The 18,275-nt window shown below is 67.5% G+C and carries 14 protein-coding genes; 6 read left to right on the forward strand and 8 right to left on the reverse strand.

Annotated features, from left to right (window positions below):
- Positions 1–7: 7 nt before the first annotated feature.
- The 7 genes from PQI23_RS05605 to PQI23_RS05635 form a co-directional block, all read right to left on the reverse strand.
- A complete protein-coding gene (locus tag PQI23_RS05605; protein WP_339972379.1) occupies positions 8–316 on the reverse strand; it encodes a Fe-S oxidoreductase in 309 nt (102 codons plus the stop codon).
- A gap of 2 nt (positions 317–318) precedes the next feature.
- Complete coding sequence (valS, locus tag PQI23_RS05610) at positions 319–2,913, reverse strand: valine--tRNA ligase (protein ID WP_339972381.1); 2,595 nt, start codon at positions 2,911–2,913, stop codon at positions 319–321.
- Between the two features lie 130 nt (positions 2,914–3,043).
- Positions 3,044–3,526 carry a GyrI-like domain-containing protein gene (locus PQI23_RS05615; RefSeq protein WP_339972383.1) on the reverse strand — a complete coding sequence of 161 codons (483 nt, stop codon included), beginning with the start codon at positions 3,524–3,526 and terminating at the stop codon, positions 3,044–3,046.
- A gap of 84 nt (positions 3,527–3,610) precedes the next feature.
- Positions 3,611–4,504, reverse strand: a complete 894-nt coding sequence (locus tag PQI23_RS05620; RefSeq protein ID WP_339972385.1) for a glycine betaine ABC transporter substrate-binding protein — start codon at positions 4,502–4,504, stop codon at positions 3,611–3,613.
- Positions 4,505–4,649: 145 nt separating this feature from the next.
- Positions 4,650–5,561 (reverse strand): glycine betaine ABC transporter substrate-binding protein, encoded by a 912-nt coding sequence (locus PQI23_RS05625; protein ID WP_339972387.1) that lies wholly within the window; start codon positions 5,559–5,561, stop codon positions 4,650–4,652.
- A gap of 73 nt (positions 5,562–5,634) precedes the next feature.
- Positions 5,635–6,540: an ABC transporter permease gene (locus tag PQI23_RS05630; RefSeq protein WP_339972389.1), complete on the reverse strand. Its 906-nt coding sequence runs from the start codon at positions 6,538–6,540 to the stop codon at positions 5,635–5,637.
- Positions 6,540–7,916, reverse strand: a complete 1,377-nt coding sequence (locus PQI23_RS05635) for a quaternary amine ABC transporter ATP-binding protein (protein WP_445238407.1) — start codon at positions 7,914–7,916, stop codon at positions 6,540–6,542. Before PQI23_RS05635 ends, PQI23_RS05630 begins: the two co-directional genes overlap by 1 nt.
- Before the next feature lie 681 nt (positions 7,917–8,597).
- Between PQI23_RS05635 and ileS the strand changes: the two genes are divergently transcribed.
- From ileS to uvrB, 6 genes are all read left to right on the forward strand, one after another.
- Positions 8,598–11,990, forward strand: coding sequence for an isoleucine--tRNA ligase (ileS, locus tag PQI23_RS05640; protein ID WP_339972391.1), 3,393 nt, complete (start codon positions 8,598–8,600; stop codon positions 11,988–11,990).
- On the forward strand, positions 11,987–13,327 hold the full coding sequence (locus tag PQI23_RS05645) for a bifunctional folylpolyglutamate synthase/dihydrofolate synthase (RefSeq protein ID WP_339972393.1): 1,341 nt from the start codon (positions 11,987–11,989) through the stop codon (positions 13,325–13,327). The genes ileS and PQI23_RS05645 overlap by 4 nt, the downstream gene beginning before the upstream one ends.
- The gene (locus PQI23_RS05650; protein ID WP_339972395.1) at positions 13,324–13,806 is read left to right on the forward strand and encodes a DUF4233 domain-containing protein; all 483 of its coding nucleotides are present in this window, start codon (positions 13,324–13,326) and stop codon (positions 13,804–13,806) included. Before PQI23_RS05645 ends, PQI23_RS05650 begins: the two co-directional genes overlap by 4 nt.
- Positions 13,807–13,883: 77 nt before the next feature.
- Positions 13,884–14,300 (forward strand): nucleoside-diphosphate kinase, encoded by a 417-nt coding sequence (ndk, locus tag PQI23_RS05655; RefSeq protein ID WP_339972397.1) that lies wholly within the window; start codon positions 13,884–13,886, stop codon positions 14,298–14,300.
- Between the two features lie 47 nt (positions 14,301–14,347).
- On the forward strand, positions 14,348–15,544 hold the full coding sequence (locus PQI23_RS05660) for a winged helix-turn-helix domain-containing protein (protein WP_339972399.1): 1,197 nt from the start codon (positions 14,348–14,350) through the stop codon (positions 15,542–15,544).
- Positions 15,545–15,612: 68 nt separating this feature from the next.
- Positions 15,613–17,703: an excinuclease ABC subunit UvrB gene (gene uvrB / locus PQI23_RS05665; protein ID WP_339972400.1), complete on the forward strand. Its 2,091-nt coding sequence runs from the start codon at positions 15,613–15,615 to the stop codon at positions 17,701–17,703.
- A gap of 119 nt (positions 17,704–17,822) precedes the next feature.
- On the opposite strand, the gene PQI23_RS05670 is transcribed toward uvrB, so the two are convergent.
- Positions 17,823–18,242 carry a VOC family protein gene (locus PQI23_RS05670; protein ID WP_339972402.1) on the reverse strand — a complete coding sequence of 140 codons (420 nt, stop codon included), beginning with the start codon at positions 18,240–18,242 and terminating at the stop codon, positions 17,823–17,825.
- Positions 18,243–18,275 lie beyond the last annotated feature (33 nt).

Genomic DNA, 18,275 nt, shown 5'->3' on the forward strand with positions numbered 1-18,275 from the left:
GGATGCCTCAACTCAACCATTCGTCATCGTCATCGTCAGCTGCGGGTGCATCGCCGCCGACTGCGTCACGGCCCCTCGCCGCGTCCGCGACCTCCTCGTCATGGCGCACCGGGCCGGTGCGCACGCGACCGACGACGTCCAGCGCGACGAACGCGACGTCGTCGAGTACGCAGCGGGGCCTGCCCTCCAACCACGTGAGCGTCCACGACTGCGCAGCCGGGTGGAGCGCCTCCTGTTCGGCGATAGCGGCGTGCAGCTCCTCGGGCACGCTGCGATGCGGGGGAGCCCCCGTCTGCCATCGAGCCCCGAGACGCATGCTCACGCCTCCACGGGGGCGAGCTGGATGTCGATCACGGAAACGCCGGTCGCATCTTCCGCGCCGGCTTCGATGCGCAGCTCGGCGATCTTCCCGACCGCAGCGAGATCAGCGGAAGCCGATTCCAGCCGCGCGAGATCGGAGGGGCGCGACTGCACCACGGCGAGAGAGACCGGGGTCTTCTGCGACGCCTTCGCAGCGGTCTTCGCACCGCGAATCCCGACGAGCGCCTCACCCACGAGGCCCAGCAGAGCGGCATCCGCGTCCTCGCCCGCGAGGGAGGACGCCTCGGACGCGACGGGCCAGGCCGCCTGGTGGACCGATCCTTCTCCGAACCACGACCACACCTCCTCCGTCGCGTACGGCAGGAACGGAGCGAGGAGTCGCACGAACACCGACAGCGATGCGCGAAGCGCTGTCACGGCGGAGGCCTGCGCTTGACCGCTGCCGTTGTGCGCGCGCTCCTTCACCAGCTCGAGGTAGTCGTCGCAGAACGTCCAGAAATACGATTCGGTGAGCTCGAGCGCACGGGCATGATCGTAGTTCTCGAACGCGCGCGTTGCATTCTCGATCACCTCTGCCAGGCCGCCCAGCACGGCGCGGTCGAGCGCTTCCGTCACCGATCCCGCGCCGGAGTCGTCGAAGCCGAGCGTGAACTTCGCCGCATTGAGCAGCTTGATCGCCAGGCGTCGGCCGATCTTGATCTGCGTCGGGTTCTGCGGGTCGAAGGCGGCATCCGTGCCGAGCTTCGCGGAGGCCGCCCAGTAGCGAACCGCGTCTGAGCCGTGCTGTTCGAGCATGCCGGCGGGCGTCACGACGTTGCCCTTCGACTTCGACATCTTCTTCCGGTCGGGGTCCAGGATCCACCCTGAGATGCCCGCGTGCCGCCACGGCAGCTGCCCGCCCTCGAGCTCGGAGCGCAGCAGCGTCGAGAACAGCCACGTGCGAATGATGTCCTGCCCCTGCGGGCGCAGGCTGAACGGGTACACGAGGTCGAACAGCTCCGAGTCGCGCTCCCATCCACCCGCGAGCTGCGGGGTGAGAGACGACGTGGCCCAGGTGTCCATGACATCGACTTCGCCCTGGAATCCTCCGGCCACGCCTCGCTGCTCGGCGGTGTACCCGGCGGGCACGTCGCTCGAGGGGTCGACGGGCAGCTGATCCTCGTTGGGCAGGATCGGCTGGTCGTAGACCGGGTTGCCGTCGGCATCGAGGGGGTACCACACCGGAATCGGCACCCCGAAGAACCTCTGACGGGAGATGAGCCAATCGCCCGAGAGCCCCTCGACCCAGTTCTCGTAGCGAACGCGCATGAAGTCGGGATGCCACTGGAGCTCGCGCCCATGTGCGAGGAGGCGGTCGCGAAGTGCCTCGTCTCGGGCACCGTTCACCACGTACCACTGACGCGTCGAAACGATCTCGAGCGGCTTGTCGCCCTTCTCGAAGAACTTCACGGGGTGGGTGAGATTGCGCACGTCGCCGACGAGTTCGCCCGACGCTCGCAGCGCCTCGACGACGATCTGCTTCGCGCTGAACACGGTCTTGCCCGCGATCTCGGCGTACGCGGCGCGCCCGGTCTCGCTCGAGATCGCCTCGGGAGCCTCGGAGATCACGCGACCGTCGAACCCGAGGATCGCGCGGTTCGGAAGGTTCAGCTCGCGCCACCAGACGACGTCGGTGACATCGCCGAAGGTGCAGATCATGGCGATGCCCGTGCCCTTGTCCTTCTGCGCCAGGTGGTGGGCGAGGATCGGCACCTCGACGTCGAAGAGCGGCGTGCGCACCGTCGAGCCGAAGAGCGGCTGGAAGCGCTCGTCGTCCGGATGCGCGACCAGGGCGACGCATGCCGCGAGCAGCTCGGGGCGCGTGGTGTCGATGAGAATATCGCCGGACCCGTCCGACTTGTGGAACGCCAGCGTGTGGTAAGCGCTCGGCTGCTCACGATCTTCGAGCTCCGCCTGCGCGACTGCGGTGCGGAAGGTCACGTCCCACAGCGTGGGCGCCTGCGCCTGGTAGGCCTCACCGCGTTCCACGTTGCGGAGGAAGGCGAGCTGGGACGCGCGCAGCGAATCGGCGCCGATGGTGCGGTAGCTCTGCTTCCAATCGACCGAGAGGCCGAGGGTGCGCCAGAGCGCCTCGAACTGCTGCTCGTCCTCCTCGGTGAGGCGCTCGCAGAGCTCGATGAAGTTGCGGCGCGAGATCGGCTGCTGATCCGCCGCCTTGATGCTCTTGCCGTCTCCCCCCTCGTGCGGGGGCACGAAGCCCTCGACGTACGGCAGCGCGGGGTCGCAGCGCACTCCGTAGTAGTTCTGCACGCGGCGCTCGGTCGGGAGCCCGTTGTCGTCCCACCCCATCGGGTAGAACACGGCCTTGCCCTGCATGCGCTGGTAGCGGGCGATCGTATCCGTGTGGGTGTACGAGAAGACGTGCCCGACGTGGAGCGAACCCGACGCTGTGGGGGGAGGCGTATCGATGCTGTACACGTTCTCCCGCGTCGCGCGCTCCCGCGGGAAGGCGTACGTGCCCGCTTCCTCCCACACGGGCCCCCACTTCGCCTCGAGGCCTTCGAGTACGGGCTTGTCGGGAATCGCGCTCATGCGTGGGGCTCCGCTTCTCGACGCCGCGCGCAGCTGCGGCATCGGGGTTCGATGTGGGCGGCACCGCGTGATCGTGGGGGAGTGATGCACCCCACTGGTGCCTGATGGTGTCGCTCCAGCTTACCGGCGATCAACCGCCCGCGAGCTGCACCCCGATGAGTGTCTCGTTCGATGCCGGGTCCCCGCCGGGCTCCGGCTCGGTGAGGTACTGCTCCCAGGCGATGTCGGTCGGCTGCTCGCCCTGGTCGCTGATCCAGGCGTACAGCTTCTCGTAGGCCGCGGAGAGTCCGCTGAAGTCGCCCCGCAGCAGCAGTGTGGCCGTTCGAGCAGACGGCAGCGTCTCGATCGTCACCTCTCCATCGGACTCGGCGAGAGGGTGCAGGATCGGCACGGCCACCGACAGGTCGAGCCCATCGGCCGAGGGGGAGCCGTGCATCACACCCATGGCTGCGGCGGCCGGTGTCACGCCGGCGGCTTCGAGCGCCGCGAAGATCTTCGGGTAGGCGCGGTCGTAGAGCTCGGGGATGCGGTCGAACGGAACGGTCTCGCGCACGACCGCGAGATGCATCTCGGGTCGCTGTTCGATCTCGGGTACTGCGGCTGCGTCGCTCATGCTGTCTCCTCGATGAAGGCCGAGCCGGAGGCGCCCGACGTCGCCGATCCTACGCGGTGACGACGTCGAGCGCCTCTCCGACCTCTAATCGGTCAGCAACGCCGGGAACGCGTCCGGGCGCTTCTCGATCCACGCATCGACGGCCTCGTCCTCATCGCCCTCGCCGAACTCGTTGGTCATCGAGTTCTCGAGGGTGCTGAAGGCCTCATCGTCCAAGACGAATTCTGCCGCGTACTCCGCTGCATCGGGGAAGCGGTCGCTGAACCCCTGCGTCGCGAGCACGTGGATTCCCTCTGGCGTACCCATCACGCCCTCCGGGTCCTCCAGGTCCCTGAGCCCGAAGACCTCGTTCGCCCAGAAGGGCCGCCAGCTCGTGACGACGATGTCCTCCTCATCGGCGATGGCGTCCTCCAGGGAGCCGAGCATCGCGGCGGTCGACGAGGAGACGAGCTCGAATTCGCCGTCGAGCCCGTACGCGGGCATTCCGACCTCCTCCGTGTGCTGCATCTGTCCGGCGCTCGGCTCGATCCCGATGATCTTGCCGTCGAAGCGGCCAGCCTGCGACGCGAGGTCTCCGATCGACTCCACATCCACGTACTCGGGTACGGCGAGCGTGATCGTGCCGTTGTCGTACCACGTTCCGAGGTCTTCGAATTCGTCTTCCCGATCCTTCACGTAGTCGGCCTGCGTGCGCTCGGTCCACGCTCCGGTGAAGACGTCGATGTCGCCCTCGGCGAGGCTCGTGTAGAGCACCGCCGCTTCCGTGAGCTTCTCCATCTCGACGTCGTACCCGAGCTTCTCGAACTGATCCTTCAGCAGGAATCCCGAGGTCTTCCCATCGCTCCAGGACGGGATGTACCCGATCGTGATGGTGTCCTCAGAACTCCCGTCCGCTGCGGAGGAGGTGGAGCAGCCGGTGAGCGCCAGGCAGGCTGCCGCGCCGGTCGCGAGAAGGGTGGTCAGGGGTCGGAACTGCAAACGGTGTCCTTTCGTCGGTGGCGCCGTCCGCGGATGCGAGACGGCATGAAAAAGGAGCCCCTCCCGGGAGTGCGTCTCGGGAGGGGCTCCTCTCTCGTTTCGTGCGGCCCTCGTTCGAGGGCGTCAGGGGAAGTGCGGAGAACGGTCAGTTCGCCAGCAGACCGGGGTACGCGTCGCCGTACTCCTCGAGCCAGGCGTCGACGGCGCCCTCGGGGTCGTCCGCGTACTCGTCACCCGTGACCAGGCTCTCGAGGGCGCCGTACGCGACGTCGTCGAGCTTGATATCGGCGATGTAGTCCGCGACCTCGGGGAACTCCTCCGAGATGCCCTGCTTGCCGAGGAAGTGCAGCGTCTCGGGCTCGCCCATTGCGCCCTTCGGATCCTCGAGATCCTTGAGCGGGAAGGCGTCGTTCGCCCAGAACGGGCGCCAGAGGGTCACGACGACGTCTTCCTCGTTGTCGATCTTGTCCTGGAGCGTCGCGAGCATCGTGGCAGTGGATGAGGTGACGAGCTCATAATCGCCGTCGAGTCCGTACTCGGGCATGGCGACGTCCTGCGTCTGAGCGGTGAGGCCGGCGCCCGGCTCGATGCCGATGATCTCACCGCCGAACTGATCGGCGTTGCCGGCGAGGTCCTCGATGGAGTCGATGTCGACGTACTCGGGCACGGCGAGCGTCAGCACGGCGCCGTCGTAGTAGCCGCCGAGATCCTCGATCTGATCGCCGAACTCCTCCATGTAGGAGGCGTGGGTCACCTCCGGCCAGGCGGAGGGGTAGATGTCGAAGTCGCCGCCGGCGAGGCCCGCGTAGAGCACACCCGCGTCGGTCAGCTCCTCCATCTCGACGGTGTAACCCATCTTGCCCAGCTGATCCTCGAGGAGGTAGGCCGTGCTGAGACCGTCGGTCCAGCCCGGCAGGAAGCCGAGTGTGACGGTGCCGTTCTCTCCGCCCGAGGCGTCATCGGATCCGCCGTCGGTGCCGCTGCCCGAGCAGCCGGCGAGGGCGAGCGTTGCGGCGGCCCCGAGGGCCAGCATTCCCGTGAGCTTGCGCTTCTGCATACTTCGTCCTTTCGTTTCGTGCGCCAGGCGCACGGTGTGGGGGTACGTGTGTTGCGGGTGAAGGAGCTGCGACTCAGGCGGCCTTCGCGAGGGCGCCGGTGCGACGCGCGTCGCGGCGGCGGCGGAGACCGCCGAGCAGCGAGTGCTTGAAATCGCCCGGATTGCCGAGCGCTGCGGTCACTCGGTCCAGGAAGACGGCGAGGATCACCACGCTGAGTCCGGCCTCGACGCCCTGGGCGATGTTCAGCGTGGAGATCGCGGCGACGACCTCCTTGCCGAGACCGTTCGCCCCGGCCATGCCGGCCACGACCGCCATCGAGAGCGCGAGCATGATCACCTGGTTGATGCCCGCCATGATGGTCGGCATCGCGAGCGGCAGCTGAATGCCGCGCAGGATCTTGCCGGGTGCGGCACCGAACGCGTAGCCCGCCTCGACGGTCTCGGCGTCGACGCCGCGAATGCCGAGCTCGGTGAACCGGACGCCCGGGGCCACGGAGAAGAGCACGGTCGCGAAGACGCCCGGCACGAAGCCGATGCTGAAGAAGATCACCGCGGGGATCAGATACACGAATGCGGGCATCGTCTGCATGAAGTCGAGAACGGGCTTCAGGATCGCACTGAACGCGTCGCTTCTCGCAGCCGCGATGCCCAGCGGGATGGCGACGACGACGGCGATCAGCGCCGCGATCAGCACGAGGGCGAGCGTCAGCATCGCGTTCTCCCACTGGCCCATGCCGACGATGAGCAGCATCGTGATCACGGTGCCGACTGCGAGCTGCCAGGAGCGCAGCACCCAGCCGATGAGCGCGAAGACGACGATGAGTGCCGCGAACGGCACCGACGTGAGCCCGTCGGCGAGCCCCTCCACCAGGAACTTGATGATCGTGGTGACCGCCTCGAGGAAGCCGTCGAAGGTCGCCTTGAACCAGTTGAGTCCATCAGCGACCCAATCGCCGATCGGAATACGGAAGTCGTCCATCAGCGCACCTCCTCGTTCTCGGGCGCGAGCCCGTGTACCGTGCCGCCGTCGGGGGCGTCACCCAGCGTTTCTGAGATCGTCGCAGCCGATACGGTGGGCGTCGGCTCGATGATCGGGATCTCCGTCGTCATCGTGGGAAGGTCGGTCAGCGCGGCGAGCAGCGTGACGCGCGGCACCACGCCGATCAGCCGATCCTGATCATCGGTCACGGCGACGGGCAACGAGCTCTCGACCGCGAGCTCGAAGAGCTCGGAGATGTACTGATCGCGCTTCACAATCGACGGTGTCGGGCGCAGGCGCTCCGTGATGTCCGTGCCGCCTTCGCGCACCTGGCGCAGCACGTCCTTATCGCGCACGACGCCGAGCAGCTTCCGCGAGGGCGACGTGACGAAGCAGGCCGAGGTCTGCAGGTCGCGCATCGTGCGCAGCGCCGTCCGAGGGCCCGCGCTCGCGGGGACCACGGCGCGCGGCGGCTCCATGACGTCCCCCGCCGTGAGCACGCGCGCGCGGTCCACGTCCTGCACGAACTGAGCGACGTAGTCGTTGGCCGGATCCGTGAGGATGTCATTGGGCGTGCCGACCTGGACGATGCGTCCGTCGCGCATCACCGCGATGCGATCGCCGAGGAACATGGCCTCGTTGAGGTCGTGCGTGATGAAGACGATCGTCTTGTTCAGCTCCTGCTGGAGCTCGACCAGCTGCTCCTGCATCTCGCGACGGATCAGGGGGTCGAGCGCGGAGAAGGCTTCGTCCATGAGCAGGATGTCGGTGTCCGCAGCGAATGCGCGCGCGATGCCCACGCGCTGCTGCATCCCGCCCGACAACTCGCCGGGGAGGTGCTGCTCCCATCCCGACAGCCCGACGCGCTGCAGCCAGTGCTGCGCGCGTTCGCGCCGCTCCGCGGGCCCGACGCCCTGCAGCTCGAGGCCATAGGCGACGTTGTCGAGCACGCTGCGGTGGGGGAGAAGGGCGAAGTGCTGGAAGACCATCGACATGCGGTCTCGGCGAAGTGCGCGCAGTTCCTGCCCGCTCAAGCCGACGACCTCGGTGCCGAAGACCGAGATCGATCCGTCGGTCGTGTCGTTGAGTCCGTTCAGCATGCGGATCAGGGTCGATTTGCCCGATCCCGAAAGACCCATCACGACGAAGATCTCGCCCGGGTTCACGCTGAAGCTCGCGTCGATCACCGCGGCGGTGCCCTGACCGCGCACCTCGTCTCGGGTGGCGCCCTTGCGCAGGCGCTTCACGACCTCTCGGGGACGTCGTCCGAACACCTTGTAGGCGTGCGACACTGCGATCGCAGGGGCCGCACCCTCGGGCGACCCATCCGCGTGCGCGCGGCTCTCGACCGCGGCATGTTCCCTAGTACTGGTCACTGTAAAACTCCTCGTTCTTGGCACGACGAAATCGGAGGCACGCCGATGACCGTCGGGATCGATGGGATTGCAGCACCGACGCCGCCGGATTGCCTCACAATTGGCCAGCTCGTATTGCGGAGGATCTGACCGCACTCGACCTCCCGAGCTCCGGTGCGCCGAATCTCGGCGCTGACTGCCCGGAGCAGATCAGGAAGATCGGCACGCGGCCGCCCTCAACGCTGATTCGACGCTAACAATGTCCTGCACGAATGTGCAAGGCACGCCCGGCGCGCTCGGCCCGAATATCATGGCGCTTATCGACGCTGATCAGGGAAAAGAAGGCTCGGCTATCGTTACTCGTTCGTTACCGTCCGGTGCGGATCCCTGTCCGAAATGACGCTTCTGAGCACGAGGCGGCTGCCCGCGGACGCTGCGCTAGACTGGTGACAACGACTGCGATCCGACCATCATCGGGGAGTCTTCGGAAGAACAGCGGCACTGCGTCTCGATGTGCGGGATGCCGGGTCGCTCAGTAGAACCGAACGGGTCGGGCCCGTGATCGCCCGAATGAAGCGGTCGAACCGCTCCCTCATCGGGAGCGCGGGCGGCAAGCGGGGTGGTACCGCGGGAGACGGAGCGCGATCCGGATCTCGTCCCGGCACAGGCACATGTAGACACGCCGGAACCGAGAAGGAACCCATGCCGTACCCTCAGCAGTCCACGGGAATCCCGCCCGCCGCGGCCGACGCGCAGCACACCGGTGCCGCCTTCGGCGTCGCCCCCTCGCCGAAGCTTCCCGAGATCGAACGCGACGTGCTCGGTTTCTGGGCTGCGGACGACACGTTCCGCGAGTCCATCCGTCGACGAGAAGGCGCTCCGGAATGGGTGTTCAACGACGGCCCGCCGTTCGCGAACGGTCTCCCGCACTACGGGCACCTGCTGACCGGATACGCGAAGGACGTCTTCCCCCGTTTCCAGACGATGCGGGGCAAGAAGGTGGAGCGCCGGTTCGGATGGGACACGCACGGGCTTCCGGCCGAACTGGAGGCGATGAAGCAGCTCGGCATCACCGAGAAGTCCCAGATCGAGGACATGGGCGTCGCCGCCTTCAACGGCAAGGCCCGTGCCTCCGTGCTGCAGTACACCCGCGAATGGGAGGAGTACGTCACGCGCCAGGCTCGCTGGGTCGATTTCGAGAACGGCTACAAGACGCTCGACCTCGGATACATGGAGAGCGTGATCTGGGCCTTCAAGAAGCTCTACGACAACGGTCTCGCGTACGAGGGGTCGCGGATCCTCCCGTACTGCTGGCGCGATGAGACACCGCTCTCGAACCACGAACTGCGCATGGACGACGACGTCTACCAGATGCGTCAGGATCCGTCGGTCACGGTCTCGTTCCCGCTCTCGGGCGACCGCGCAGCGGAGCTCGACCTCGCCGAGGTGCGCGCCCTCGCCTGGACGACGACGCCGTGGACGCTTCCGACGAACGCGGCACTCGCGGTCGGGCCCGACATCGACTACGCGGTCGTACCGGCCGGACCCGAGGGCGCCGGCGACGGCGGGAAGGCGGGCGCTGCACGCTATCTGCTCGCGCGCGATCTCGTCGGGGCCCACGCGAAGGATCTCGGGTACGCCTCCACTGAGGATGCGGTTTCGGCGATCGCGCGCGACGTGCGCGGCTCCGAGCTCGTCGGCGTGCAGTACGCGCCGCTCTTCGACTACTTCGCCGATGCAGAGGTCTGGGGCACCGAGAACTGCTGGCAGATCCTCGTCGACGACTACGTCTCGACCACCGACGGAACGGGCATCGTGCACCAGTCGCCCGCGTACGGCGAGGACGACTACCGGATCACGACGGCCGCGGGCATGCCGACCATCGTGAGCGTCGACGAGGGCGGCCGATTCATCAGCGCCGTCACCGACGTGGCCGGCGAGCTGTGGATGGACGCGAACCGTCCGCTGATCCGCCTGGTGCGCGATCGCGGCCGTCTTCTGCGCGAGCAGAGCTACGAGCACTCGTACCCCCACTGCTGGCGCTGCCGGAACCCGCTCATCTACAAGGCCGTCTCGAGCTGGTTCGTGCGCGTCACCGACATCAAGGAGCGCATGCTCGAGACCAACGAGCAGATCACCTGGGTGCCCGAGAACGTGAAGCACGGCCAGTTCGGCAAGTGGCTCGAAGGCGCCCGCGACTGGTCCATCAGTCGCAACCGGTACTGGGGCAGCCCGATTCCCGTCTGGAAGAGCGACGACCCCGAGCACCCGAGAGTCGACGTATACGGCTCCGTCGCGGAACTCGAGGCGGATTTCGGCACGCTTCCGCGCAATGAGGCGGGCGAGGTCGATCTGCATCGCCCGTACATCGACGCCCTGACGCGGCCCAATCCCGATGACCCGACCGGGCGGTCGACGATGCGGCGCATCGAAGACGTGCTCGACGTCTGGTTCGACTCGGGATCGATGCCGTTCGCCCAGGCCCACTACCCGTTCGAGAACCAGGAGTGGTTCGAGACGCACCAGCCGGCCGACTTCATCGTCGAGTACATCGGGCAGACCCGCGGCTGGTTCTACGTGCAGCATGTGCTCGCAACCGCTCTCTTCGATCGCCCGGCCTTCACCAACGTGGTGAGCCATGGCATCGTGCTCGGTTCCGACGGCAACAAGATGTCGAAATCGCTGCGCAACTACCCGGACGTCAACGAGGTGTTCGACCGCGACGGGTCCGATGCGATGCGCTGGTTCCTCATGGCATCGCCCGTGGTGCGCGGCGGCAACCTCGTGGTCACCGAAGAGGGCATCCGAGAGGGCGTGCGGCAGTTCATCCTGCCACTCTGGAACACCTGGTATTTCTTCTCCCTGTACGCCAACGCCGACGGCATCATCGCGGAGCGCCGCACCGACTCGACCGACCCGCTCGATCGCTACATCCTCGCGAAGACGGGGCGACTGATCCGCGATGTCGAGACCCACCTGGAGGCGCTCGACACCACCTCCGCCGCCGAGGCGCTTCGCGCGTACGCCGAGGTGCTCACCAACTGGTACGTGCGCCGCTCCCGCGATCGATTCTGGGCGGGCGTCGGCGGCGATCACGGAGTTCCCGAGAACCGCCAGGCATTCGACACGCTCTGCACCGTGCTGGAGACTGTCTGCCGCGTCGCTGCGCCGCTCGCGCCGCTCGTGACCGAGGAGCTCTGGCGAGGCCTCACGGGCGGGCGGTCCGTGCACCTGACGGATTGGCCGGATGCGGCCGAGTTCCCCGACGACGCAGATCTCGTAGCCGCCATGGACGAGGTGCGCCAGATCACCTCTCAGACGCTCGCGCTGCGCAAGAGCCGCGGCCTGCGCGTACGCCTCCCTCTCGCCGGCCTCACGGTGGTCGCCGAGCACCCTGCGGCGCTCGAGCCGTTCGCCGACATCCTTCGCGAAGAACTGAACGTCAAATCCGTTGCACTCGTGCAGCAGACGGAGACGAGCGCTCAGGAGCACGGCATCGTGCAGACACTTGCGGTGAACGCACGCGCTGCGGGGCCCCGGCTCGGCAAGCAGGTGCAGCAGGCGATCAAGGCGGCGAAATCGGGGGACTGGAGCGAGGAGCAGGGCGTCGTCGTCGCCGGCGGCATCCCACTCGAGCCCCATGAGTACGAACTCACCCTCCGCACCGGCGACGACGCGGAGTCGGGCCCGGCGCTCACGCTGCTTCCCAGCGGCGGTTTCGCGATGCTCGACACGGCACTGACCCCTGAGCTCGAGGCGGAGGGAATCGCGCGAGACGCGATCCGGGCCGTGCAGGAGGCGCGCAAGAACGCCGGGCTCGAGGTGAGCGACCGAATCGTGCTCGCCCTGAATGCGGAACCGGCGCACGCCGCCGCCCTCGAGGCGCACGCGACCCTCATCGCCGCCGAGACGCTCGCCGAAGGTTTCGCGGTGCAGGAGGCCATCGGAATCGATGCGATCGTCGACGACATCTCCTCTCCCGGCAATGGCGTATTCATCTCCGCCGCACGTGGAATCGGATCCGAGAAGGCCGCGATCGTCATCACGATCGACGCGACCGACGCTGCGTCGTTGCGGGCGGGAGCCACGGCATGAGCGGCGCCGAGCGGGTGTACGCGGCCCTTCTCGAACGCGTCGGCGAGGCGAACCCGCGCCCGCGGATCGAACCGGTGCGCCGACTCGCCGAGCTCGCGGGGTCGCCGCAGCTGTCGTTCCCGGTCATCCAGGTCGCGGGCACGAACGGGAAGACCTCGACGAGCCGCGCCATCGCGTCGATCATGCGCGCGCACGGGCTCCGGACCGGGCTCTTCACCAGCCCCCACCTCGTCGATTTCACGGAGCGCTTCCAGCTGGATGGCGAGCCGATCGACGGCGATGTGCTCGCGGCCTCCTGGGACGAGCTCCAGCTGCCGCTCGAGGTCGTGGATGCGGAGCTCGTCGAAGCGGGCCACAGCCCGATCACGTTCTTCGAAGCGCTCGCGGTGCTCGCCTTCGCCGCTTTCGCCGACGCACCCGTCGACGTCGCCGTCATCGAGGTCGGAATGGGCGGGGAGTGGGACGCGACGAACATCGTCGATGCGCGCGTCGCGGTCTTCACCCCGATCGATCTGGACCACACCGCGGTGCTCGGCCCGGACATCGAGACGATCGCTCGCACGAAGGCGGGAATCATCACACCCGAATCGATCGTCGTCTCAGCGCGTCAGGATCCCGATGCCCTCGCGGAGATCGCGGATGCGGCAGCGGGGCACGGGGCGGCTCTGGCAGTGCTGGGGCGTGATTTCTCGCTCGTGGACGACCGCGTGGCCGTCGGGGGGCGTCAAATCGACGTCGTCGGGCTCAGCGGAAACGCCTACGATCCCATCTTCGTGCCACTGTTCGGGCGGCACCAGGCTGAAAACGCGACGCTGGCCATCGCTGCCGTCGAGGCGTTCTTCGGCGCGGATCGCCCCGTTCCCGAGGAGGTGCTCGACGACGGCTTCGGCGCTCTGACCTCGCCGGGGCGTCTGCAGCTCATCGGCACCGACCCCATCGTCTACGTGGATGCCGCGCACAACCCGCACGGCGCTGCGGCGCTCGTCGCGGCGGTGACGGAGTCGTTCGACTTCGCAGAGCTCGCACTCGTGATCGGGGTGCTCGAGGAGAAGGACGCCTCCGGGCTGCTGGCCGCGCTCGCGCCCATCGCCCATCGGGTCACCGTGACTCCCGTCGACTCACCGCGCAGCGCCTCGCCCGACGATCTGCGGCGCATCGCAGAGGATGAGATTCCCGGCACCCCGATCGAACTGGCTGATTCGCTTCCCGAGGCCCTCGAGGAGGCGCGCGGGTGGGCGATGCGCTCCGACGGACGCGCCGTACTCGTCGTGGGCTCGGTCGTGCTCGTCGGCGAAGCGATCGCGTTCGCGCGCTCCGAGGGCTGGAGCGCGGCGTGAACGGCGCGGCGGGCGCAGGTCGGGCCTCCGACGCAGAGGAACCCGAACTCGTGCTGTCGCCCTCGGAGACCGCAGCGCACAACTCGGCGATGCGCATCGCAGGAGCGCGACGCGGTCCGACGTCGACCCAGAAGGCGCTCGCCTCGATCGTGCTGGGGTTCGAGCTCTTCATCGTCGCGCTCTTCGGGCTCACGATATTCGGCATGGCGGTGCTCGAGCCGCGCGAGATGGGGCTCTTCGTCGGGGGCGGGCTCGCGCTGGTGATCCTCGTCGGCCTCGTGGGGATGCGGCGGGGCCGCTTCGGAATCCTGGTCGGGTGGATCGTGCATGTCCTCATGCTGCTCACCGCGATCCTCCTGCCGATGTCCCTGATCGTGAGCGTGCTGTTCACGGCGCTGTGGGTCTACTGCATGGTGCGAGGCGCGCGCATCGATCGCGACCGCGCCGCCTGGCTCGCGTCGCAGAGCGATGCAGGCTGATTCGATACACTCTCAGATCGGACCGCGCCTGCACGGCCGTTCCGAGTTGTCCCCGTCACGAGTTATGAGGAGTACGCATGTCGGCTGAAGAAACGTTGATCCTGGTGAAGCCCGACGGTGTCGCCCGGGGGCTCACGGGCGAGATCATCCGACGCATCGAGGCGAAGGGGTACCGCCTGTCCGATCTGCGGCTCGTCGCTCCCGATCGCGAGCTGCTCGCGGCGCACTACGCCGAGCACGAGGGCAAGCCCTTCTACGAGCCGCTGCTGGAGTTCATGTCCTCCGGCCCGTCCGTGGCGATCCGCGCTCGGGGCGAACGGGTCATCGAGGGCTTCCGCTCGCTCGCGGGCACGACCGATCCGACTACCGCCGCACCGGGCACCATTCGCGGAGACCTGGGACGCGACTGGGGGCTCAAGGTGCAGCAGAATCTCGTGCACGGCTCGGATTCGCCCGAGTCGGCGGCACGCGAGCTCTCCCTCTGGTTCGCCTGACCCGGCTGGGTCCGCCGGTTCGAACCGGGTCGCGGTAACGCACGCGAATGGTGCTCTCAGTCTCGGCCTCGGAAGCGCGCCGCATCGGGCTCGCCGCACAGGGCTTCGCGAACGCCGCGCGCAGCCGGAGGCGCCGCCCCTTCGATCCTGCGCTGTCGGCACTGCACGTGCTGCAGATCGACTCGGTGAACGTCTTCGCGCGCAGCCACTATCTCCCCGTGTTCTCGCGACACGGGGACTACGATACGACGGCGCTGGATCGACATCTGTGGCGCAGCGGCGAATTCACGGAGTACTGGGCGCACGAAGCGGCGTTCATCCCGGTTCAGGATCGCCCGTTGTTCGCATGGCGGATGGACGAACGCAGAGTCCGCGATGAGCTGAGCGGCCGCGCCGCTCAGCTCGCGCCGATCCTCGACCGCGTCCGCTCGCACCTCGCAAGCGAGGGTCCGTCGTTCGTGCGCGATCTCGAGCAGGAGCCGCGATCCAATCGCGGCCCCTGGTGGGACTGGAGCGAGACGAAGCGCGCCGTCGAAACGCTCTTCGCCTGGGGAGAAGTCGTTTCAGCGGGGCGGGAGGGATTTCAGCGCAGGTACGCGCTCGCGGAGCACGTGCTCCCGGAGCAGGGGCTCGGCGCCGTTCCGGCCGCCGACGCTCAGCGCGCGCTCGTCGAACGCGCCGCTCGATCCCTCGGCGTGGCGACGCTCGCCGACCTCGCGGACTACCACCGTCTGAAACCGGGGCCGGCGCGGACGGCCGTGGCCGCGCTCGAGGCGACCGGCGAGCTCATCCCGGTCGAGGTCGACGGCTGGCGAACCGCGACGGGTGCGGCGGAACGCGCGTGGATGCATCGCGACGCGAGAACGCCCGCACGACTCGCACCGGATGCCCTGTTGACGCCATTCGATCCGGTGGTCTGGTTTCGCCCACGAGCCGAGCGCATGTTCGACTTCCACTACCGCATCGAGATCTACACGCCGCGAGAGCAACGGCAGTTCGGGTACTACTGCCTGCCCCTCATGGTGAGCGGCAGGATGGCTGGGCGTCTCGATCTCAAGGCCGATCGCGCAGGACGCGCGCTGCTCGTGCAGGCCTCCTGGAGAGAACGGCGAGCTCCGGGTCGCACGGCGGAGGCTGCGCAGGCGCTCCTCGCCCGTGCCGCCGCGTGGCAGGGGCTCGACGAGGTGCGCTGGTCGGGGATCGGCGATCTGGAGCTGCCGGCTCGCTTCGCGCCGACGCCATGACGGGCGCAGGGTACGCCCGCCGCGGAACGCTCCCGTGAATGTCGGTGGTGCCGAGTACGCTCGAAGACATGGAACCCACCCGCAGCGTCCGCCCATTCGAAGTGGTGAGCGAATTCGAGCCGAGCGGAGATCAGCCCGCCGCGATCGAAGAACTCACTCGTCGCATCAACGCCGGTGAGACCGATGTGGTGCTGCTCGGTGCGACCGGCACCGGCAAGTCGGCGACCACCGCCTGGCTGATCGAGGCCGTGCAGCGACCGACGCTGGTTCTCGCCCACAACAAGACGCTCGCCGCGCAGCTCGCGAGCGAGCTGCGCGAGCTGTTCCCGAACAACGCGGTCGAGTACTTCGTGAGCTACTACGACTACTACCAGCCGGAGGCCTACGTACCGCAGACCGACACCTTCATCGAGAAGGACTCGTCGGTGAACGCCGAAGTCGAACGGCTCCGCCACTCGACGACCAACGCGCTGCTCAGTCGACGCGACACGATCGTGGTGTCGACCGTCTCCTGCATCTACGGCCTGGGCAAGCCCGAGGAGTACTACGAGGCGATGGTGCCACTCGCAGTCGGCGATCGGCTCGACCGCGATGTGCTGCTCCGGCGGTTCGTCGACATGCAGTACCAGCGCAACGACATCGAGTTCGTGCGCGGCAACTTCCGCGTACGCGGCGACACGGTGGAGATCATCCCGATGTACGAGGAGCTCGCCGTGCGGATCGAGTTCTTCGGCGACGAGATCGAAGCGCTGTACTATCTCCACCCGCTGACCGGCGAGGTCATCAAGCAGGTCGATACCGTCTCGGTGTTCCCGGGCTCGCACTACGTCGCAAGCCGTGACGTCATGCATCGCGCGATGGGGCAGATCACCAACGAACTCGAGAGTCGCACGCGCGAGCTGAAGCAGCAGAACAAGCTCGTCGAGGAGCAGCGTCTGCGCATGCGCACGACATTCGATCTCGAAATGATGGAGCAGATCGGGTTCTGCTCCGGAATCGAGAACTACTCCATGCATATGGATGGGCGACGACCGGGGGAGGCGCCGCACTGCCTGCTCGACTACTTCCCCGATGACTTCCTCGTCGTCATCGACGAGTCCCACGTCACCGTGCCGCAGATCGGCGCGATGTTCGAGGGCGATGCGTCGCGGAAGCGCACGCTGGTCGACCACGGCTTCCGTCTGCCGAGCGCACTCGACAACCGCCCGCTGAAGTTCAGCGAGTTCAGGGAGCGCGTCGGCCAGACCGTCTACCTCTCGGCGACACCGGGCAGATACGAACTCGAGCTCGCAGACGGCGTGGTGGAGCAGATCATCCGACCAACAGGTCTCATCGACCCCGAGATCGTGATCAAGCCGAGCGAGGGCCAGATCGACGACCTCCTCGAGGAAGTGCGCACGCGGGCCGAGCGCGATGAGCGAGTGCTCGTGACGACGCTGACGAAGAAGATGGCCGAGCAGCTGACCACCTTCATGGAGGAGGCGGGGGTACGCGTGCGATACCTCCACTCCGATGTCGATACGCTGCGTCGTGTCGAGCTGCTCACCGAGCTTCGCGCCGGGGTCTACGACGTGCTCATCGGCATCAACCTCCTCCGCGAGGGCCTCGATCTGCCCGAGGTGTCGCTCGTATCGATCCTCGACGCCGACAAGGAGGGCTTCCTGCGTTCGAGCACCTCGCTCATCCAGACCATCGGCCGCGCCGCGCGAAACGTTTCCGGTCAGGTGCACATGTACGCCGATACGGTCACCCGCTCGATGCGCGAGGCGATCGACGAGACGAATCGTCGACGTGAGATTCAGATCGCGTACAACACCGAACGCGGCATCGACCCGCAACCGCTCCGCAAGAAGATCGGTGACATCACCGAGATGCTGAACCGTGAAGCCGCCGACTCCGAAGACATTCTCTCGCGGTCCGGTGCGCACGCGCAGCGCAAGAGCCCGACCCCGCAGCGCGCGAAAGGCAAGGCGGCCGCGCGTGCGGGCGCCATTGCGGGCGAAGGGGCCGCGAAGCTCGAGGAGCTCATCAGCGACCTCACCGAGCAGATGCTCGCGGCGGCGGAAGAGCTGAAATTCGAGCTTGCGGCGCGACTCCGCGATGAGCTTTCGGAGATCAAACGCGAGTTGCGCAGCATGGACCAGGCCGGGCACCTGTAGGCGCCAAGGGCTCACCGTCGTCGCACGTCCGATTCAGGCGGACGCCAGCAACCAGTCGTACTGCGCGCGTGAATGCGCGCGTGTGAACGGCGCGACGCCGTTTGCCATCTCCCCGGTCGTCAGCTCGACTCGCTGCCGGTGGCGTCGTTGAGCGAGGCGTAGAGGTCGATCGTATTCCCGTCGGGGTCGAGCACCGTCGCGTACCTCTGACCCCAGGGCGCGTTCCACGGGGGAGTGCCGGCCGACGCGGGATACTGCTCGACGATCGCCGCGTACGCGTCGTCCACCTCCTCAGGCGTCGTCGCGCTGCATGCGAACCCGATGCGCCCCTCTCCGGACGGCAGCGTGAAACCGGGAGAGAAGCTCTCGACCGTCGAGACCGGATCCCACGCCAGCTTCATGCCGCCCGGCAGAATCACCTCCACGTGTGGCGCGTCGTCCAAACCCTCCGGGATGGGGATGCCGAGAGTGCGGTAGAACGCGAGGGAGCGGCCGAGATTCGCCGTGACGATGCCGATGAAGTCGAAAGTCAGGTTCATGGAATCAGGCTACGCCGGAGACCGCAGGGCGTC

The organism is Leucobacter sp. USCH14 (assembly GCF_037619215.1).
Lineage (GTDB): Bacteria > Actinomycetota > Actinomycetes > Actinomycetales > Microbacteriaceae > Leucobacter.

What these genes read in the sequence shown, in the direction of transcription:
- PQI23_RS05615 (WP_339972383.1), bottom strand. Translation starts at nt 3,526, where the DNA reads ATGAGCGACGCAGCCGCAGTACCCGAGATCGAACAGCGACCCGAGATG.
- PQI23_RS05660 (WP_339972399.1), top strand. Translation starts at nt 14,348, where the DNA reads ATGGTGCTCTCAGTCTCGGCCTCGGAAGCGCGCCGCATCGGGCTCGCC.
- ndk (WP_339972397.1), top strand. Translation starts at nt 13,884, where the DNA reads ATGTCGGCTGAAGAAACGTTGATCCTGGTGAAGCCCGACGGTGTCGCC.
- PQI23_RS05645 (WP_339972393.1), top strand. Translation starts at nt 11,987, where the DNA reads ATGAGCGGCGCCGAGCGGGTGTACGCGGCCCTTCTCGAACGCGTCGGC.
- valS (WP_339972381.1), bottom strand. Translation starts at nt 2,913, where the DNA reads ATGAGCGCGATTCCCGACAAGCCCGTACTCGAAGGCCTCGAGGCGAAG.
- PQI23_RS05630 (WP_339972389.1), bottom strand. Translation starts at nt 6,540, where the DNA reads ATGGACGACTTCCGTATTCCGATCGGCGATTGGGTCGCTGATGGACTC.
- PQI23_RS05605 (WP_339972379.1), bottom strand. Translation starts at nt 316, where the DNA reads ATGCGTCTCGGGGCTCGATGGCAGACGGGGGCTCCCCCGCATCGCAGC.
- PQI23_RS05670 (WP_339972402.1), bottom strand. Translation starts at nt 18,242, where the DNA reads ATGAACCTGACTTTCGACTTCATCGGCATCGTCACGGCGAATCTCGGC.
- PQI23_RS05625 (WP_339972387.1), bottom strand. Translation starts at nt 5,561, where the DNA reads ATGCAGAAGCGCAAGCTCACGGGAATGCTGGCCCTCGGGGCCGCCGCA.
- uvrB (WP_339972400.1), top strand. Translation starts at nt 15,613, where the DNA reads ATGGAACCCACCCGCAGCGTCCGCCCATTCGAAGTGGTGAGCGAATTC.
- ileS (WP_339972391.1), top strand. Translation starts at nt 8,598, where the DNA reads ATGCCGTACCCTCAGCAGTCCACGGGAATCCCGCCCGCCGCGGCCGAC.